Consider the following 19,136-nt stretch of genomic DNA (forward strand, 5'->3'; position numbering starts at 1 on the left):
ATGTCTAAATACGTTATCCCCTCGAAGATCTTTCTGGAAATGGGCGGCTGGCGTCAGCCGCTGCTGATGGTCGACAGAATTGATGACTTCAAATACGGCGAAAATGGCTTTGTGAAGGTGACGAAGCACATCACCTATAACGAACCTTATCTGCTCGGGCACTTCCCGGACGATCCGATCATGCCCGGGGTGATTATTTCTGAAATCTTTGGGCAGGCCAGCGAATACCTCTCGTTCCTCACCGATATCTGCGACATCTACGGCGAGACGTACGGTGGCGAACTCAAATCGTTACGCGATATCCATGCGCTCATTCAGCGTGATGAAATGCGGGAGATCATCCGCACCCGCCGCGCGCAGGTGCGCGGCGTACTGGCTGCCCAGAATTTAAAATTTAAGGATATTGCCTACCCTGGCGACTCGATTGAAGTCACCAGCAAGCTGGCATTTTCTGATGCTCATGGCTTTAAGCACTACTCCGTGACGGCAAACGTCGGAAAGCGATTAATCAGCCACGGCACAATTATTAATTACCGCGAAAGTAAGTAAACCCCTGAGAGAGTTAATACCATGTCTACAATGAAAAACGAAATTGACCAGCGCAAGGATGTGCTGATAACAATTAAAACTGAGATTATTCAGCGTTTGAATATTCAGCGCGATGAATCTCAAATTGATGATGATACTGCCCTGTTTGGTAATGGCTTAAAACTGGATTCCGTTGATGCAACGGAAATCGTGGTCATGCTGGATAAAGTTTTCGATATTAAAGTCAGCGAAAGCGACGATCCTTCTTATATGAGAAGTATCAACAATCTGGCGACATTTATCATCCAGAAGAAAAAAGCGTAATTCACCATTGCGAATAACAGGATCCCGTTATGACGTCTCTTTATGATTTTCATTTGAAAAACAATGCGAAAATGGGCATTTATAACAATGCCAACGTGCCTTCTGCCTACCACGACCCGATGGTGGAATATAAAGCCGTGCGTGAAAATGCTCTGCTGGTGGACTATTCCCACATGTCCATCGTCAGCGTGATGGGCGATGATGCCTGGGCTCTGGTGAATTACTATGTCTCTGCGGACGTTTCTATTATCCGTGACGAGCAGGGGATTTACTCTCTGGTACTGAATGAAGACGGTACCGTGCGCGGTGACGTGTATGTCCTTTGCGCTTCAGACGGCTACTACATCATGTCTGAAAACATTCCGGCAGCGGAAATTATCGCTGGCCTGAATGCCCTTCTGGTAAAAGCGGACGAACTGGATATTCAGGAAACCCCGGACATTGCTGATATGCGCGAGCAGAACTGGGGGGCCATCATGGTTGAAGGGCCATACTCCTGGGAACTGATGTCTGAGATCCACGGTTTCGACGTTATCGGCCTGCCTTACTATGAGTATATGAATACCGACGACGAGCTGATGGTATTCCGCTGCGGCAAGCACGGCGAGTTCGCCTATATGGTTGTGGGCCAGCAGGAACAGCTGCTGGAGCAGTGGCAGCAGCTGCTGGAGCGGGGGGATAAATATCAGCTGAAGACCGGCGGTCTGGACTACCAGAAAATCGTGCGTATCGAAAACCCTGGCTGGGACGAGGCGCTGTGGGCTGGCTACCGCCTCAACCCGGTAGAGCTCCAGATGCAGTGGGCCGTACAGTACGACAAAGAAGGCTTTGTGGGTAAAGAGGCAGCGGAAGCGTTGTCCCATAGCGAAGGCTCTCGCAAGGTAATCGGCATGATTGTCGAAGGGGAATGTGCGGGTATTGCCTCAGGCGACAGCGTACTGGTTGACGGTCAGGAAGTCGGTAAAGTGGCGAAGGCTATTTTCTCTCCAGCCCTGCAGTGCGTTATTGCGCTGGCACTGATTGAGAATGAATTTGCCTGGTCTGATATTAGCGGCTTTGATATTCAAACCGCTTCTGAAAACGTCGCCGCGAAAACCAAAGGGATGCCTTTCATCTATAACCTGAGCATGCTGGTTAATCCGACCGAGAACAGCTTTGTTGATGCATCTAAAGCAAAAAGCGCGCTGTAGTTAATTATTCACTGAAACAGTGAGGGAGAGTCGTGGATTAATTAATGCCACGGCTCCTCTCATGCTGTTACTTGTCTGTACACGGTGGTACATAGTTATGAAGACAAACCGGAAACGCGTTGTTATTACCGGGATTGGGATCCTCTCCTCGCTGGCGGATAACCTGCAGGATTTCAGAGACGCATTATTAAATAAAAAAAATGGCGTGACCGACAGCGTGCGTTTTTCAAAATGGTTTGAAAACGCCAGAGCGGCTGAAGTTTTGCATGATATTGATTATTCAGAATTGCCTGATGATGTGATTGCATCTCTGGATAATGCTGCACTCTGGGCCTACAAGGTCGGAAAAGATGCGCTGAACCAGGCGGGCTTGGCCGAAAATAAGGCTCACCTGAAAAACACCGGCCTGATTGTGGGCGTTTCTTCCGCCGGCACCGAGGCGTTCTTACCGCTGTTCGAACAACGTATGGAAGATTTCTCCCTGCGTAAAGCCTTATTCTCAGGCGGTTTCTCTTCCTGCTGTTCCAGCGTTTCTACGCTGCTCGGGCTGCAGGGCGGGGTTGAGCTGGTGGCGACCGCCTGTACGGCCAGCCCGAATGCGGTCGGGATGGCGTTTGACTATATCCAGAACGGCAAAAGCAAAACGATGCTGGCCGTTGGGACAGAGCCAATCTACCTGCCAACCTTCGCTGGGTTTTACGCCCTCAACGTGATGCATCCCGAAGCCTGCACGCCGTTTTCCGGCAACTCCGGCATGTCGATTGGCGAAGGCGCGGGTGCCGTGGTGCTGGAAGAATATGAGCACGCCGTTGCGCGCGGTGCCACCATTTACGGTGAAATTCTCTCCTATGCCACCTCCTGCGATGCGTTCCATGAAACCGGACCGGATCCGCGCGCCAGCGGCGCTGTGCAGGTAATGCATAAGGCGATGGAAAACGCGGGCGTCACCCCAGAGCAGATTGAGTACGTCAACGCCCACGGTACCGGCACTGAAGCGAACGACCGCATCGAAACGCTGGCGATGAAAAAGGTGTTCGCTAACAACGAAAAGCTGCTGGTTAGCTCTACCAAGTCTTACTTCGGCCACAACATCGGTGCGGCGGGGATCGTCGAACTGATCGCCTGCCTGGTTACGCTACCGGATAACCGCGTGCTGCCGACGCTGAACTTCAATAACGCGCGTCCTAACTGCGATCTGGACTACGTGCCGAACGACTTCCGCGATCGGAAAATCAACCTCTTCATGAAGAACAATTATGCGTTCGGCGGTAATAACTGCAGCATGATTATCAGCATGGATCCGTGTTCCGTTCCGGTCAGCGTCTACGACGAAAAGCGCGTCGCGATCTCCGGTCTCGGTGCCGTCTCCGCGATTGGCCACACCGTTAACGAGATCCTCGACAACGTCTGGAAGCAAAGCCAAAGCGTAGAGCTGGGGGGCGTCACCTTCCCGGAAGACACGCTGGAAGAAGCGAAAGAGCTGCTGGATGTTCTCGAAACGACCCGTCAGTTTGAGGACCTGTTCGGTGAAGCGTTTAGCGATCTCACGGCAACCCGTCCGGAAGCGAACGAGCACTTCAAAACCTTCCAGGTCACCGGCCTTGAGCCGCGTAAACATCTGCGTCGCTTCGATCCGCGAAAAGCCACCCGTGGCGGTACGTTTGCGCTAATCGCGTTGTCCGAAGCGCTGGAGCAGGCGAAGCGTAAAATTAAACGTGATGGCGATGCGCTGGGTATGGTGATGGGAATGTCCAGCGGCCCGCAGGAAACCACCTACAAATATCTGCAAAGCCTGAAGCCCGATCCGCGCAAGGTCAGAACCTCTGAATTCCCGGGCTCGCTGATGAACTCTATCCCAACGTTCTGCGGCATTTCCGAAGGGATCAAGGGCTATACCACCACGCTGGCGACCGGGGAAAACGCGGCACTCGGCGCATTAACCTACGGCTACGAAATTGTGCGTCAGGATCTGCAGCCGCAGGTGCTGGTGGGCGGTGCGGACGAGTATTTCCCCTCAATGTCTCTCTACATGGATGCGGTCACCCGGAAGCTCCATATGACCTCTGACGCGCGGGATTATCACATCTACGGTAACGATCCGAAGGGTTATATCCCAGGCGAAGGTGCGTGCATGCTGCTGCTGGAAGATCCGCAGCGCGCGGCGGAGCGTGGCGCCGAGGTGCTGGCAGAAGTGGTTGGTTACGGCAAATCCTGTAGCAATAGCTATTTTGACGCCTCACAGCAGGGCGAGAAATCTGCCTCTATGGCGCTGGCCATCGCCCGCGCGCTGAAGGATGCCGGCATGACGGCGCAGGAGATCGACCTGGTCTGCGGCACCAGCAAAGGCAGCGATGAAAGTTCACGCATTGAAATCGATGCGATCGCTGAAGCCTTCGCGCAGGCAAAACCGGACGTGCCTGTGGTGAACTATAACGCCTGCTTTGGTTTTGTCGCGTCTGCTGCCGGGCTGCTTAACCTGGCGGTCATCATTGACTGTATTAAGAAGCAGGCGGTTCCCGCTATTCCTCATACCGTTGAGTTCTTCGATAAGCGAATTAACTTCGTTCGTGAACCGTTGAAATTGGCCCTTAAGCACGTGCTGCTGGTGGGCGCGACGGAAGGCGGCAACTACTACGCGTTTGTGATTAAAGGATAATATTGTGGATAATGCCGCTATTATTTCGGGGTTCAGTTCCTGCCTGCCGTTTGCCGAAGACAGCCTTCAGCTTATGCAAAACCTGAAGCTGGGCAAACGCGTTGAAAGAAAGCCCTGGTTTAAATCCGACGACGAGGCAATTAAGTGTGGGTTCGATGGCAATAAGCATATTGCCACGCTGGATCATACGGATGATAGCGCATTAGATCTGCTTTATCGTCTGATTGACGATGCACTCGCCCAGGCCGGGCTGGATGTCCAGTGGCTGGGCGGGTGTAACGCTCGCGTTTATTTAACCGGCATCGGCCCTCGGGTCGATGGTATGGCCTTCAAGAATTTTTATAACAAAAATGATGTTGAAGATATTTATCTTTCAAAATCATTAATGACGCTGCACGTCGACAATATGTCGCAGGACAAGATTGCAGGACATATTGCGCGTAAATATCACCTGCAGTATCTCCCCCCCAATATGAACTGCACCAGTAATTCAGCGATGACGGCGGTGCATTTAGGCTGTCAGGCCATCGAGCATGGCGGCGTTGATATTGTGCTGGTGGTGAATTGCTCAAAAATTAAAACCCAGGATATCTGGTTCCTCGATACCCAATCGATGCTGGATACGCACCTGGTTCAGCCTTTCGGTGAGAACAGTAAAGGTGTTCTTTTTGCGGAAGGATACAGCGCGATTCTGCTCGAAAATGCGCGTCACCGCCGCGCAAGGAAGGCAGGCTCCGGCGTACGGCTGCAAACCACCTACACGCAGATTAGCGCCGGAAGAAGCAATGACAGCTCATGGCTCAGCACCAATATCCTGAAGGTGATGCAGGCTGCGATGAAAAAAGCGGACCTGAGTGCGGAAGAACTGTGCGCAATCATGCCGCACGGTAACGGCTCATCCATCAGTGACAAAGCGGAAGCTAAAGCAATAGCGGTCTTCGCTGAGGAAAATACCATTCCGGTTCTCGCCTACAAAGGCCAGATTGGCTATACCGCCACCGGTTCAGGAATTGTCGATTTAATTATTGGACACCATACGTTATCGCAGCAAGAGCTTATTTCCCCGGTGGGGAATGACACCATTATTGAAAGCGTTGCGCAGCATGTCCTTATTGACCAGGGCATTATTGGGCACCACAAAAAACATCTTCTTAAAGTCGGCGTTGGCGTGGATGGTTCAATCATTGGTGCCGTGATGTCTGATATTCACCGGGGCCTTTGAAGGAGCGTGGAGAGCCATATGTATTTATCCTCATTTTCGCTTGTTGAGCCGGAAGATAAATTTTATTTCTATCAACCCAGCTGGTTAAACGCCTGGGAAGCACATTTATTTAATAAGGCGCTTAAATCTACCCACGCCAATGGATGGGGATTAAAACGTTTTGGTACGCAGCCGGACCTCTACCCGGGAGAGATGATCCGTAACCCTCACTATCAAAAATATCTTGAGGCGATGGAGAAGGCGGCTGATGACGCGCTGATGGCGCTGCCGACCAAAGAGCGTATGAAGCTATTAAAGCAGCGTACGGCATTTATCTACGTCGATTCCTGGGGCGAATCCGGGCCGTTTGAGAATATTTCCAGCGCGTTGCACATATCAACGATCGATACGCTGCCGAAAAACCTGGTCAAGAAATTCTCGGTTAACGCACCTACGTTCAAGCTGCGAAGCGAGAAGCAATCTTTCGTGCAGGCCATCGCTCTGGCGAACGATTACCTGAGCTGGGATGTTTTTGATTTTGTGGTGATTTGTACGGCTTACCGGGCGATCCCCATCCTGGTGTTTTCTGATGAAGATATTTCCCTAAAGTGGGGGGAGAAACGCAGGGACAAGGCCGAAGACGTGAATTTAACGGTTGAACGCGCCGGATGTTTCATCTTCAGCCAGCAGGAGAGCGCTATTCGGGTGAAGGGGGGGCAATACGTCATGGCCGATGCCATCGAGCACACCCAGGTTCCTGAACAGATTGCGTTTTCGGGCCTGCGCAAAGACCTGCTGTCTCGCTCGGCGCTGCCCGCGAATAACACGCTGGATCTGGTTGATCTCTACGGTGCCAGCGGCTGCCTGACTCCAGCGTTAAGTTTCGCCTGGCTCAAACAACATGCTGATTTTTCGGGGCGATTAAGAACCATCGTTCCCGACAAGCAGTTTGGCTACAGCTATTTCGACATTGAATATTGCAAGGAATAACGACATCTCCATGAGCGGAATAATTAAAGAACTCCCAATGATATCGTTGAACAATATCTATAAGAGTTATGGCTCGGGCGAAGGCAAAGTCGATGCCCTGAAAAATATCAATCTGGAAATAGAAAAAGGTGAATTTCTGGCGCTTTGCGGCCCGTCCGGCAGCGGTAAAAGTACCTTGTTAAATATCCTCTCGGGAATTGATAAACCCACCGTGGGAACGGTGATGTTTCTGAAAAAATTACTCAACCATCTGCCGGAAGAACAGCTCGCGGCGATCCGCGGTAGACACCTGGGTTTTATTTTTCAGTTTTTCAATCTGATACCCGTATTGAGCGTATTCGATAACGTCTTTTTCCCGCTGGTGTTAAACGGCCATGTCGGAAAAAAAGAAGCCAGAGAGCGGGCGCTGCATTTTATTGAGAGCGTGGGGCTTGCGGGATTTACCGAACGTAAACCGGGCCAGCTTTCGGGCGGGCAGCAGCAGCGCGTGGCCATCGCCCGGGCGCTGGCACACGACCCGCAGGTTGTCATTGCCGATGAACCGACCGGAAATCTCGATCTGGTCACCGGGGAAGCCATTCTGGATCTCCTGCTGAAAATTAATCAGGAGACACGCACCACTTTTATTATTTCCACGCACTCCAGCCAGCTTAAAGAGCGTGCACGGCGCGTGGTTGAAATTAAGGACGGAGTTTTAGTTCATGATTCACAAACGTAATTTTTTCCTTCTCTGCTGGTTTCTGCTGTGCCTGGCCTATGCCGGAAACATCAAAGCTGCACCGGCACCGGTAGCCGAGCACGTCATAAAAAGCGGTTTCCCGATGGAGGCAGACATGCTCGCCGAGATGACGCAGTCGCTCTTCAAGGAATACAAAGCCAACGACAATCCTCTGTCTCTGGTTTTCTATGCCTACGGTACGCTGCGTCAGGCCGACTATTTCCTTAAAACCAATGACTTTATTCGGGCATCTGAGTTCGGCAAAACGGGCTTTTTCTACCTGGATGAGGCGGTCGATCTCTATGCAGAGAACCCGCTGGTGCGCTACATGCGCGCGCGAGTCGATGCGTATTTGCCTGCGGCTATCGGACGCTGTGTGGTGACGTTAAACGATACGGAACAGATGCTGAAAACCCCTGGCATATTCAATGCCGGTTTAGTGGAACACATTAACGAAATGCGCTATCGCGCGCTGTTGAGTTGTAAACGCAAGAAGCAGGCGGACGCGTTACTGGCTGAAATAGAGCTGCGTAATGCCAGTACCGCATCGTCTCTGGCATCGGGCAATGCGCCAGAGTGGGATATCAACGAAGTGACAGAAGTCCTGTTACCGCTGGTGAAAGGGAAATAAATGTCCGGGGAAATGGTGTTCGCGATAAGCGTTGTTGTGTTGATCCTGCTTTTTGTCCTCTGGTGTGTATTATTTCGTTCGCGGGACGTAAAGTTTGCTTTCTTAAACCTGTTTCGCCACAAAAGGCGCTCGTTTTCAACGATTGCCGCCATTATGTTAGGTGGCGTGTCGATTTTTCTGTACGGCGGTTTTATTGATTACTCCTTTTGGATCCTGAAAGAGCAAACCATCCGTACTAACATTGGTCATGTTCAGATTTATAATAAAAACTATTTCGAAACATCCAATAAAAACAAAAGTCTGATCGAAGATTACCCGGCATTAAAGAAAGCGATCCTCAACGATCCGACTCTGGCCGAGAGTATCTCGACGCTCTCCGGCCAGCTGGAGTTCACCGGTGTTATTTCGCAGTATGAGAGCGAAACCTCCAGCTATTTCTCCGCGCTGGGCGTAGAGCCGCTGCCGGCACTGAAGCTGGGCTCGTTTGATAAATTAATCATCGGCAGCGATCTGTCCCGCATCCGTACGGATGAAATCACGCTTGGGAGCGGGCTGGCGAAAACGCTCAATGCCCACTATGACGACTGGCTGGACGTGCTGGTGGTCAACACGCAGGGCGGACAGGGCGCGCTGTCAATGAAGCTTCGCGGCATCTTTGAATCGGGCATCAAAGATTACGATGACGTAGCGATGAAAATTCCGCTGGATACTGCGCAACGTATTATGGGCACCGCTAGCGTGAGTAAGGTGCTGATCCTGTTAAAAGAGGACGATACTGCCGCGTTCACGGCGAAACTGCGCCAATTTATTGCCGACCACAAATTACCGTTAATCGTCAAAGACTGGAAAGAGGCCTCGATATTTTATCAGCAGGTCGAGGGGCTTTTATCAGGGATCTACTTCTTCATAAAGCTCATCGTTGGTCTGATTGTCATCTTTATGATCGGTAACTCGATGACGATGAATATTATCGAGCGCACCCGGGAAATTACCACGCTCAGGGCGATTGGCCTGAAGCCGCTACACGTGACTCGCCTGTTTTTGCTGGAGGGCATTTTCATCGGCATTATCGGCGCGTTGGGCAGCCTGGCGATTGGTTATGCCATTGCTGCCGTGATTAACCTCTACGGTATCGCGATGCCGCCGTCGCCAGGGCAATCGCAGGGCTACACGGCATTTATCAAAACCGACAGCGCCGCGCTTAACTGGATAACCCTGGTATTGCCGATCCTGGCCGCGACGGGAGCTTCAGTACTGCCCGCGCTGCGTGCTTCACGTCTCAATATTTCGGATGCATTTAAATTCTCGTAAGGAAACGATATGAAAGTTCGTGTTATTGCTCATCTCCTGATGGGGGCGTGCCTCTTTTCAGCAGCGGCTTATTCTGCCGCGGCTGACGAACGCGCGCTGGAAATTATTCGCCGTGCGGATGAAGTCCGTTCGCCAAATAAGCCGTTTCGCTACACCCTCACTATTCATGAATTTAAAGCGGGCGCCACACGGCCCGAAAATAAACAGGTGCTGGATATTTCCATGCGCTTTATGAAACCAGAGGGGGAAATCAAAGCGGATGCCCGCTCCCTGGCGCGCTTTGTTTATCCCCCGCGCGACAAGGGCAAAGTGCTGCTCTCAGACTGGTACGATCTATGGTTCTACACCCCTGAACTGCGCCGTCCGGTTCCCGTCTCACGCCAGCAGCGGCTGATTGGGCAAATATCCAATGGCGACGTGATTGTCACCAACTTTGAATATGCCTACGACGCCTCGCTTAAGGGAGAAACTGCCTGCGGTGAGGCGCGGTGTTACGTGCTGGAGCTGGTCCGCAAATCTGCGGAGGTCACCTGGCCGAAGGTGATGTATTACGTCGAAAGCATGGGAGATAACCGTCCGTATAAGGCGGCCTATTTCTCTCTGGATAATAAGTTAATTAAAGAAGTTTTATATCAGGATTTCCAAATGGTATTAGGCAAGATGCGGCCGATGAAAATTACAGTGAAAGAGGTGCGTCACGGTAACAGTTATTCCGTCATGGAGTACAGCGACGTCCGTCTGGAGTCGTTACCTGAATCGGCGTTCACTCGCGAGTCTATTCAGCGAGGTGTGAAATGAAGCGCACGTTGACCGGATTAACCCTCGTGCTTTCTGCTCTGCCGGTAAGCGTGTTTGCTGACTGCCTCTCGGGTAATGACGTCGCAAAAAACACGTCCGTGACGTTATATGAGCAGGTGTCCGCCGTTAAAAAACAGATTTCAGACTGGCGAATCAATGGTCGAAACCCATATACCAGACACAATATCTATAACGATGCCGGAGTGAATGTTTCAAGTCGCTGCTCGTTGATTGATAATGCGCTTGATCTGGACTTTTCCGTCTATGGGCTGACCTGGTACACGCCGCGCAAGCTCGGGGCATTTGAAGAGGACGATCGCCGCTCGCGTCTGCTAATTGAGCGGCTCAAGCTTGCCTATACCGTGTCGGACAGCCTGCAGCTTGAGGTTGGCAAACTCCAGGCCAGGCAAGGGCTCTTCTTCCTGCGCTCGCCTTCCGATCTCACGCCGCATTATTACGACGGAGCAAAACCAACGCGGATTTACGATCCCGAGCTCCGTACGGCTTATCAGTCCTCTTCATGGGCGGCAACGCTGTCGATGGACAACCGGGATGAGTCGTTCTCGCTGACGGTGATTCCGAAGCTGGCCTCAATTGATAAATATTATCTGACCTCCGGAAACTGGTCTGCAAACCAGCGCGGCAACAGCAGTGAGTCATGGCTGCTGGGCTATACCTCTCACGCCTTCCGTGACCATACGCCGGGTATGCGCGTTCTGATGGGCGATTCGCATTCGGTTGCGCTTTCAGACAGTTACCACTACACCCCGCAGCTCACCATCAGTGCCGAAGTGGCGTGGCATGCGGAGCAGCGCTGGCGCCATCTGTCGGACGAAAAAACTGCTGAGCTGGCGCGATATGAATTCCCCGACTCGCTGTATGAAACAGAGGATAAACAGGGCGTGGAGGTGGCCGTTGGTGCGCAATACACCTCCGATACCTTCAACGTGTTTGGACTGGAATATTACTACCAGAGCGAAGGCTATTCGCGCTCTGAGTGGAATAAACAGCGTGACCTGATGACCTTTTTGAACACCGCGACAGGCTATGCGCCGCTCGACAGGGCATTTGATTCCTACAAGTACCTGATGGCCTCCGAGATAAGCAATACGGGCAATAAAGGCATGCTGCAGGGGAAACACTATCTCAACGCCTGGTCCAGCGTGCAGTTCACGCATCAGATCGCCGCGCAACCCTATTTGATCCTCAACCTGATGGATCAAAGCACCCTGACGGGGCTACACCTCAGCGCACCGCTGACCTTTATTGATGACCAGCTGGAGGCCTATACCGGCGTCTATTCAGCACTGGGTAGCGCAAATTCTGAGTTTGCCTTCTTCGGCGATGTCGCCGGTGGCTATGTTGGCTTTAAGTATTATTTATAAGGAAATGACAATGACGCTTAATAACGCATCGCAGCCTGTCGTGCTGCTGTTTTCCGGGCAAGGGAATCCAGTGATTGGGATGGGTAGCGATCTCTGGGATCTGAATTCAACGACGAAACAGATTTGGGATTGTGCCAGCGATATTTCTGGGCTTGATTTGCGCCGACTCTGCCTAAAGGGGCCGATGAACAGACTGATTCAGACTACAGTGCAACAGCTGGCCGTCACGGCAATTAACGTATCGCTGTATACCCTTTGCCGCGAGCGTTTTCCGGCGCTTCGGGTGACGGGAGCCTGTGGCCACAGCGTGGGGGAATACAGTGCGCTTTACGCTGCGGGTGCGATCTCGCTGGAGACGCTTTTCCGCACCCTCCATTTTCGCGCCAGCACCATGGATGCGGTCAGCAAAAGGCAGAAGGGCGCGATGATTGCGCTGAAGGGGGCGGATTTTGCCGCCCTGAGCAACATCATCACCCGCTACGGGTTTGAGCTGGATATTAGCTGTGATAATACCCCGCGTCAGCAAGTTATCGGCGGGACACCGGCTGCGCTTAGCGAGTTCGCTAAGGTGCTGGTGGACGAAGGCTATGAGCCGATTAAGCTCGGCGTCAGCGGCGCGTGGCACACGCGTTTGATGGAAGAGGGCGTACAGCTGATGCGCGATTTTCTCGCCGGACAGCCTTTCACCTCACCCGCGTACGACGTGCTGATGAACGTGACGGGCAAAATAGAAATCGTTCCGGAGGCCATTAAGGAAAACCTCTCGCTGCACCTGACCCACACGGTCAAATGGCGTGAATCCATGACGCGGTTTATCGAACAGCCAGGCAGCCCGCTGTTCCTGGAGATGAGTAACAAACCTTATCTTGGCCAAATGCTGAATGATTTCGTCGGTTTTAATGCCGAACGCGTTCTGCACTGTAGAAAAGCATTAGAGATGTAAAGGTCGAGATATGATTCCAGATTATTTAACGTTCATTCGCTTTCAGGATAAAAGGAACCTTCTTTTTATCTATATCGTGACGTTTGTGCTGCTGGGCTTTTACTGGAAAAATGCCGGGTTCTCCTTTACCCGACAGGATGTCTGGCTGGCGAGCGCTATTTTTGCGCTGATACTGTATAGCTTCACTGCCGACCTCAAGGCGTTCTGGGCGTACAAGTGCGTGGTTAAGAATGTCGACTTGTCCATTTTTCTCAAGAAAGAGGCCCGGCCGACGGCTCCGATTGTTTACGATCCTCTCGTTGCTATGGTTATCGCCACGCTGGTTTTCGCTGGCATTAGTGCACTGATGCTTACCCTGGCTCAGCCGGACATCGTGCTGCTGACGCTGACCATCGTTGCCCCGCTGATTATCTGGGGAATGTTCGCCGCGATGCGCACGATCTACATTCGACAGGTCATCGCATCGACAAGGGATAAAGGGAAATATAAGCGTTTGTCCCAGTATCTGGCCATCGCCATTACCCTGTCCATCGTGATGAACCTGCTGACAATTAGTCCCTTACGTAACAGTGAGCAATTTGAGCGCTATGGCCGGTACTTCACCCTCGAGTCCATCATTACCATGCTGGTGCTTTGTGCGGTGGTGCTGGCAATCAATCTTCTGTTTTTACGGTTCACGAAGCGATATATCTTTTTGGGGCACCTTTTCCTTAACGAGATCGATCTCTTTTTCTCTCCGGCGATCCCCTGGCGGGCTTTGTCTGAGAAACCGCTGTGGCTGAGGCTGGTGATGCTGTTGTGTGTGGAGTTTGCCTGGTCGGCGATTGTCGGATTGCTGCTTACCCTGCTCGGATGGAAGGTATGGTTTGAAGTGTACTTCCTGCTCAGCTACCTCCCTTGCCTGGCCTATTACGCTCTCCATACGTGGTGGAAATGGCATAACGATTTCATGATGTCGAGCGATATGTATCTGCGCTGGGCGGAGATCGATAAAGAAAACCCGCTGTGGTAAGACGTCAGAGGCAATAAAAAAGCCAGACCGTCATTACTGACGGTCTGGCTTTTTATCAGGTCGATACGATTCAGGTTATTCGCATCCAGGACAGCATCATCGCGGCGCTGGCAATAACATTTACGTTGGAAATGTATCCGTCATAGCGATTATTAATGGCGGAGAGCTGGTTGTTAAAGTGGTCGTTTTCAGCGGTCAAAACGTCAAGCAGCGTTCGTTTGCCCAGGTGATACCACTGCTGGTAGAACATCTGACGCACGCGGTCTGTTTCGCCTGAGAGACGATCGTAGTCATCGGCGCGCAGGAATGACGAATCACGGACCTGCACCTGATAGTTGATTTGATATTCCAGGTCGCGGTAACTCACCTCATACTGCTGCTGCGCGACGTTAGCTTTGGCGCGGGCCGTCATCTGAGCGGCACGCTGAGAGCCGCCGCTAAACGCTTCCCATTCGACGTTAAGGCCGGTATACCAGCCGCTTTCGTTGCCGTTGCTGTCTTTGGCTGTGCTTTTAGATACCACCCAGTTGACCTGCGGCAGCGCCGCGGCCTTAATGCTCTCCGCTTCATATTCCGCAGCGCGGACTTTTGCTTGCAGGTTCAGCATCATCGGGTTCTTATCCAGCGACGCAATGGCGACCGATGCCGGAATAATCGTATCCTGCCAGTTGAGATCGTCTGGTAGCGATGGCTCTGCGCCAAGCAGGCGCACCAGCTTAATTTTACTCGCGCTCAGCTGATGTTCGATATTGTCCATGCTCGCTTGTGCAGACATCAGTTTCGCTTTTGCCTGTACCAGTTCGCTCTCTCTGCCGCGGTCCGCCTGGGTAATTTGCGACAGCATATTAACCAGCTCTTTCATCCGACCAACGTAATGCTTCGCCACTATTCGGCTTTGCTCATAGCGGCTCATATTCATCAGTTCAGACACGGTGTTATAGGCCAGCTGCTCCCGGGAATACTCTTTTGAATAACGAGCGGCCTTGGCCGTCTCCAGCGAGTTATCCACCTGATTACCGATCCTGCCCCAGTCGATGATCGGGGTATTAACGGATACGGTTCCGCTGGAGTCGCTAAAATGCGTGTTGTTGGAAGAAGCCTGCCGATCTCCACCCATCGTCGTCAACGGCGAGGTTACGCCCAGCCGCACCTGGGGCAAACGCTGGCCTTTGACCTGATCCACCATATAATCCGAGGCCAGAACCTCAGAGGAGGCTGCACGAAGTTCGGGGCTGTACGCCAGCGCTCTTGCGACCATGCTGCGAAGAAACTCCCGCGAATCACTGGTGCTGGTGCCGTTGAAGTTGCCTTGCACCATGCCGCTGGTGGCGCGACTATTTGCCGACGCGCTGTGGCGACGAACTGTGGCATAGGCCGGATCGGGCTCATAGTATTCGGTGACGGCCGGGAAGAAGTCGTAATTCTTTTTCAGTGCTGCCCTGTTACCCGCCGTGCTTTGCGGCTTCGACATTGGCGCTGCGGCCTGCTGTGCGGTGGCATAACGCTCAGGTTGCGGCGCGGAGAAGGCCCGAGTCGGCACGGCTTTGGACGTACTGGCATATTGCGACTGCGTGCGCATAGAAGGCAAGGATGTGGCAGGCGCGGCATTCTGAGAACGCGCGCGTGCTACCGGCTGCGTTTGCGATGCGCGGTTTAGTTCTGACTGCGTGCGCATAGGTGGCAGCGAGGCCGGGATGTTTTTGATCTGCGCCGCGTCAGCCGCGTGAAGCGGGGTGACAAAAGAAGAGCAGGGCAAACAGAGTGCAACCGCGGCTGCAACCCTGGCCCAACGGCGCTCTTTACGTGCCTTAACCATAAATTATCTCTCCCTGAATGCTTCACGCGCTTTCAGTATTGGTTTGAGGATGTAAGACAAAATGGTCTTCTCCCCGGTTCTGATTTCAACGTTTGCCACCATCCCCGGAATGATCGGGAACGCTTTATCTTTAACCTGTAGCGCCGCCCGGTTTGTACGGACAAAGACCCGGTAATAGGTCGAATCACCACGTCCCTGACGGGCTTTCTCTTCATCAATTAGCGTGTCTGAACTCAGGTGTTCGACGACGCCGGTCAGGCCGCCGTAAATGGCGTAGTCGTAGGCGGTAATTTTTACCGTCGCGGGAAGACCCGGATGAATAAATGCCACATCAGAGGGTTTAATTTTGGCTTCGACCAGCAGGTTATCTTCGAGCGGAATAATGGTCATGATCTCCGCTCCCTGCTGTATAACTCCGCCGCGCGTGGTCACGCGGATATTGTTTACCGTGCCGCGCACGGGGGCGACAACGGTAGTACGGTTCATCACGTCCTGACGTCCGCGCAGGATCTCCTCCGCCTGCGCCAGTTCAGATTCCAGACGGTTTAGCTCGCTGTTGGCATCAGAGCGGAAGCGGTTGGTCCGTTCGGCAATTTGCAGGCTGAACTCGTTGGCCTGACGCTTGAGGCGCAGGATCTCCACATCGGACATCAGCCCTTTGCGAGCCAGCGGCTCGGAAAGGCTGACCTCGTTTTGCGCCAGTGCCAGGCTGCGCTGCAATGCCTGTACGCTTTCATTCAGGGTTTTGAGGCGCGCGTTATAGGCCTGCGTCTCATCACGCACGATGGACTCAATTCCTGCAATTTCCGGCGGGAAGGTCAGGGGAGTGTCATAGGCTTCAGCCCTGAGACGAGCAATGCTGCCCTTCAGCCCCTGAACTTTTGAAAGCGATTCACCGTAGCTGGCGCCGGCACGCGTGGGGTCGATTTTCAGCAGGATTTGTCCTTTCTCGACAATATCGCCCTCCTGAACGTTCAGCTCCTCAAGAATGCCCCCCTCCAGGCTCTGAATAAGCTGCTCACGGCTGGCCGGGATGACTTTTCCATCGCCACGCGTAATCTCTTCAACGCGAGCGAAATGTGCCCACACCAGCGCGACGACGACAACCATCGTGATGGTATAGAGCATGATCATGCTGAAAGGGGTTTTCTGCGCGATCAGGGCGCCCTGCAGGTCATGCATGAATTTCAGATCGTCCGCTTTTACCTTTCCTGTCGGCTGCGGTTTTTGCTCCGCCAGCGCTGTTTTTCCGGCGCCGCCCTCAATTTTTCTCAACGCCGTGGAGGAAGCTCCCGCTCCGCTATCGGCCTCTCCTTTTGAGGCGTTCTGATTCACATCGTCCTCGTTCATCATCCCTTCACACCTTGTTCCTGTTGCTTTTCTTCAACCGAATGCATCGTTTGTTTTTTCTTCAGCACGTTCTCATTCAGGCTTTCCATGACCCGATCTTTTGCCCCGTCTTTCACAACGTGCCCGTCTTCCAGCACAATCAGGCGTTCAACCAGACTGAGTACGGACATGCGATGCGTGACAATGATCAGCGTTTGCCCCTTTGTGGCCTCTTTTAACCGCCGCAGGAATAACGTCTCCGTCATCGCATCCATGGAGCTGGTCGGTTCATCCATCAGTAAAATCTTCGGCCTTAGCAACAGGCAGCGGGCCAGTGCAACGAGCTGCTTTTGTCCACCCGACAGGCAGTTCCCCATTTCACCAATGGGCATGTCAAAACCCAGCGGGTGTCTGGCTGCGACCTGATCCAGCCCGGTCAGGCGAACCACGCGCAGAAACTCTTCCGTGCTTACGCCCGGGTTGCCAATAATGATGTTATGACGCAGCGTGCCGTAAAAAAGACGGCAGTCTTGCCCGACATAGCCTACGGCCGCACGCCAGTCCGCCGGATCAACCTGGGTTGCATCAACTTCATCAATGAATATCTGCCCGCTGCTCTGCTGATACAGGCGCGCCATCACCCGCAGCAGGGTAGACTTCCCGCTGCCGATCCTGCCCAGAATCGCAATCTGCTCACCGGCTTCAATATTGATATTGATATTCTCGAGAATGCGCGGGGCTACCATCATTCCCGGCACTGGATAGGTGAACCCCACTTTGTGCAGGCGCATGCTGCCCGTGAAATTCGGCGTTGGTAGATAGGTAATTAAGGAATCGCGTTCAGTGGGGGTATCCATCAGCTGGTTAAGCGATTTCAGGGCCGTTTTGGCATGCTGATAACGCAACGCCAGCCCGACAACGGATGCCAGCGGGGCGAGAGAACGGCTGGAAAGGATCACTACGCCAATCATGGCGCCCATCGTGAGCTCGCCCGCGTGGATCAAATACACACCCAGCACAACAATACAGACCGTGGTAATTTGCTGAACGAAGGAGACAAAATTGGTTGTCAGCATGGAAAGGTTGCGGGTTTTCATGGAGGAAGCGGCAGCCAGCGCGCTGAAATCATCCCAGCGCTTTTGCATAACGCCTTCACCCTGCGCAGCTTTCAGGGCTTCAAGTCCCTCAATGCTTTCAATCAGCAGGCCTTGCTTGAGCGAAATCTCGCGAACGTTTTCTTCCATATAGCGACCCAGCGGCCACTGAATAACGATGCTGGCAATTAAAATGAGCGGCATTGCCACCAGGGGCACCACGGCAAGCGGACCGCCAATCATATAAATGATGAACATGAACAGCACGCAGAAGGGCAGGTCGGACAGCGTGGCGAGCGTCGCAGAGGTAATAAAATCCCGTACTGCCTCAAAATCGCGCAGCTGGTTAGCGAAGGTCCCGGAAGACTGTGGTTTATATTCCATGCGCATAGACATCACCTGGCGAAAAAGCTTCGCGCCCAGGATCAGGTCTGCCTTTTTCCCCGCGATATCGATCAGGTATGCGCGGATCTGGCGGCTGGAAAACTCAAATATATTGGCAATCACGACGCCAATAGCCAGCGACCAGAGGGTGACATAGGCCTGCGTCGGGATCACCCGGTCATAGACGTTCATCGTAAAGAAGGTGCCAGCCAGCGTAAGTATATTTGCCAGCAGTGCCGCCAGCGCAGCGCTGTAAAAATAGTGGCGGTAGCGCCACAGCGTAGAATAAAGCCAGTGACCTTCATTCTGCGCTTTCGGTAAGAGAAGATCGTCGGCACGCGCATCCAGACTGGGTTTTGGCGTGGTGACAAGGGCATAGCCGCCGTAAACTTCCAGCAAATCAGCCGCTGAAACGGTAAGTATTCCTTCGTTTTCAGGCACCACGATCTGATAGGTGAATTGTCCGCGTTTACCGTTACGCGCGGTAATAATGCAATACGTTCCATCTTTGCGGGCGATCAGCAGCGGAAAGAGCCAGGACGATATTGAATTAAGATCGCGTTTTACCCAGCCAGCAGATATCCCCATCTGGTCGAGCATACGCAAAGCCATTTCCGGCTCAAGCTTGTCGCTTTTCGGCAAGCCAGCGTAAAGAACTTCTTTGCTGGCATACTTAGCGTGATGTGCACAAAGCCATTCAACACCCCACAGAAGAGAATCTTTTCTGGGTTCTTCAATATTATTGAAATCGTGCTCTGAATTAAATTTTACGGTGGAAAGATGCGTATTCATTATCGAATCCAGACCTGTAGTTACGTTCCTTACT

16 protein-coding genes are annotated in these 19,136 nt (G+C 52.7%); 13 read left to right on the forward strand and 3 right to left on the reverse strand.

The features are described from left to right. The 13 genes from BFV63_RS04325 (at position 1) to BFV63_RS04385 (ending at position 13,687) form a co-directional block, all read left to right on the forward strand. Positions 1-549: a 3-hydroxyacyl-ACP dehydratase FabZ family protein gene (locus BFV63_RS04325; RefSeq protein ID WP_023315453.1), complete on the forward strand. Its 549-nt coding sequence runs from the start codon at positions 1-3 to the stop codon at positions 547-549. A 21-nt stretch (positions 550-570) separates the two neighbouring features. Beyond that, entirely contained in the window at positions 571-852 is a 282-nt protein-coding gene (locus BFV63_RS04330) for an acyl carrier protein (protein WP_023315454.1), read from the forward strand. Positions 853-881: 29 nt separating this feature from the next. Beyond that, positions 882-2,042 carry an aminomethyl transferase family protein gene (locus tag BFV63_RS04335; protein ID WP_032608593.1) on the forward strand — a complete coding sequence of 387 codons (1,161 nt, stop codon included), beginning with the start codon at positions 882-884 and terminating at the stop codon, positions 2,040-2,042. Between the two features lie 97 nt (positions 2,043-2,139). Next, positions 2,140-4,698, forward strand: a complete 2,559-nt coding sequence (locus tag BFV63_RS04340; RefSeq protein WP_023324191.1) for a beta-ketoacyl-[acyl-carrier-protein] synthase family protein — start codon at positions 2,140-2,142, stop codon at positions 4,696-4,698. 4 nt (positions 4,699-4,702) lie between these two features. After that, positions 4,703-5,920: a beta-ketoacyl synthase gene (locus BFV63_RS04345; protein ID WP_023315457.1), complete on the forward strand. Its 1,218-nt coding sequence runs from the start codon at positions 4,703-4,705 to the stop codon at positions 5,918-5,920. Between the two features lie 18 nt (positions 5,921-5,938). Further along, complete coding sequence (locus tag BFV63_RS04350) at positions 5,939-6,889, forward strand: hypothetical protein (protein WP_023324192.1); 951 nt, start codon at positions 5,939-5,941, stop codon at positions 6,887-6,889. 10 nt (positions 6,890-6,899) lie between these two features. Further along, positions 6,900-7,607, forward strand: coding sequence for an ABC transporter ATP-binding protein (locus tag BFV63_RS04355; RefSeq protein ID WP_023315459.1), 708 nt, complete (start codon positions 6,900-6,902; stop codon positions 7,605-7,607). Continuing rightward, positions 7,591-8,238, forward strand: a complete 648-nt coding sequence (locus BFV63_RS04360) for a hypothetical protein (RefSeq protein ID WP_023315460.1) — start codon at positions 7,591-7,593, stop codon at positions 8,236-8,238. Before BFV63_RS04355 ends, BFV63_RS04360 begins: the two co-directional genes overlap by 17 nt. Continuing rightward, positions 8,239-9,549, forward strand: coding sequence for an ABC transporter permease (locus BFV63_RS04365; protein ID WP_023324193.1), 1,311 nt, complete (start codon positions 8,239-8,241; stop codon positions 9,547-9,549). It abuts the gene before it with no gap. A 39-nt stretch (positions 9,550-9,588) separates the two neighbouring features. Beyond that, positions 9,589-10,347: an outer membrane lipoprotein-sorting protein gene (locus BFV63_RS04370; protein WP_032628354.1), complete on the forward strand. Its 759-nt coding sequence runs from the start codon at positions 9,589-9,591 to the stop codon at positions 10,345-10,347. Next, complete coding sequence (locus BFV63_RS04375) at positions 10,344-11,732, forward strand: hypothetical protein (protein WP_023315463.1); 1,389 nt, start codon at positions 10,344-10,346, stop codon at positions 11,730-11,732. The genes BFV63_RS04370 and BFV63_RS04375 overlap by 4 nt, the downstream gene beginning before the upstream one ends. 10 nt (positions 11,733-11,742) lie before the next feature. Next, the gene (locus BFV63_RS04380; protein WP_023315464.1) at positions 11,743-12,675 is read left to right on the forward strand and encodes an ACP S-malonyltransferase; all 933 of its coding nucleotides are present in this window, start codon (positions 11,743-11,745) and stop codon (positions 12,673-12,675) included. A gap of 10 nt (positions 12,676-12,685) precedes the next feature. Next, entirely contained in the window at positions 12,686-13,687 is a 1,002-nt protein-coding gene (locus tag BFV63_RS04385) for a YcdU family protein (protein WP_023324195.1), read from the forward strand. Between the two features lie 70 nt (positions 13,688-13,757). Here the strand turns inward: BFV63_RS04385 and BFV63_RS04390 are convergent, their stop codons facing one another. Genes BFV63_RS04390 through BFV63_RS04400 form a run of 3 tightly spaced genes read right to left on the reverse strand, consistent with a single transcriptional unit; the run spans position 13,758 to position 19,102 of the window. After that, entirely contained in the window at positions 13,758-15,503 is a 1,746-nt protein-coding gene (locus tag BFV63_RS04390) for a TolC family protein (protein ID WP_023315466.1), read from the reverse strand. A 3-nt stretch (positions 15,504-15,506) separates the two neighbouring features. Beyond that, on the reverse strand, positions 15,507-16,856 hold the full coding sequence (locus tag BFV63_RS04395) for an HlyD family type I secretion periplasmic adaptor subunit (protein WP_072203140.1): 1,350 nt from the start codon (positions 16,854-16,856) through the stop codon (positions 15,507-15,509). Beyond that, positions 16,853-19,102 carry a type I secretion system permease/ATPase gene (locus tag BFV63_RS04400; RefSeq protein ID WP_048241349.1) on the reverse strand — a complete coding sequence of 750 codons (2,250 nt, stop codon included), beginning with the start codon at positions 19,100-19,102 and terminating at the stop codon, positions 16,853-16,855. The genes BFV63_RS04395 and BFV63_RS04400 overlap by 4 nt, the downstream gene beginning before the upstream one ends. Positions 19,103-19,136 lie beyond the last annotated feature (34 nt).

The organism is Enterobacter hormaechei subsp. xiangfangensis, assembly GCF_001729785.1.
Classification (GTDB): Bacteria; Pseudomonadota; Gammaproteobacteria; order Enterobacterales; family Enterobacteriaceae; genus Enterobacter; species Enterobacter hormaechei_C.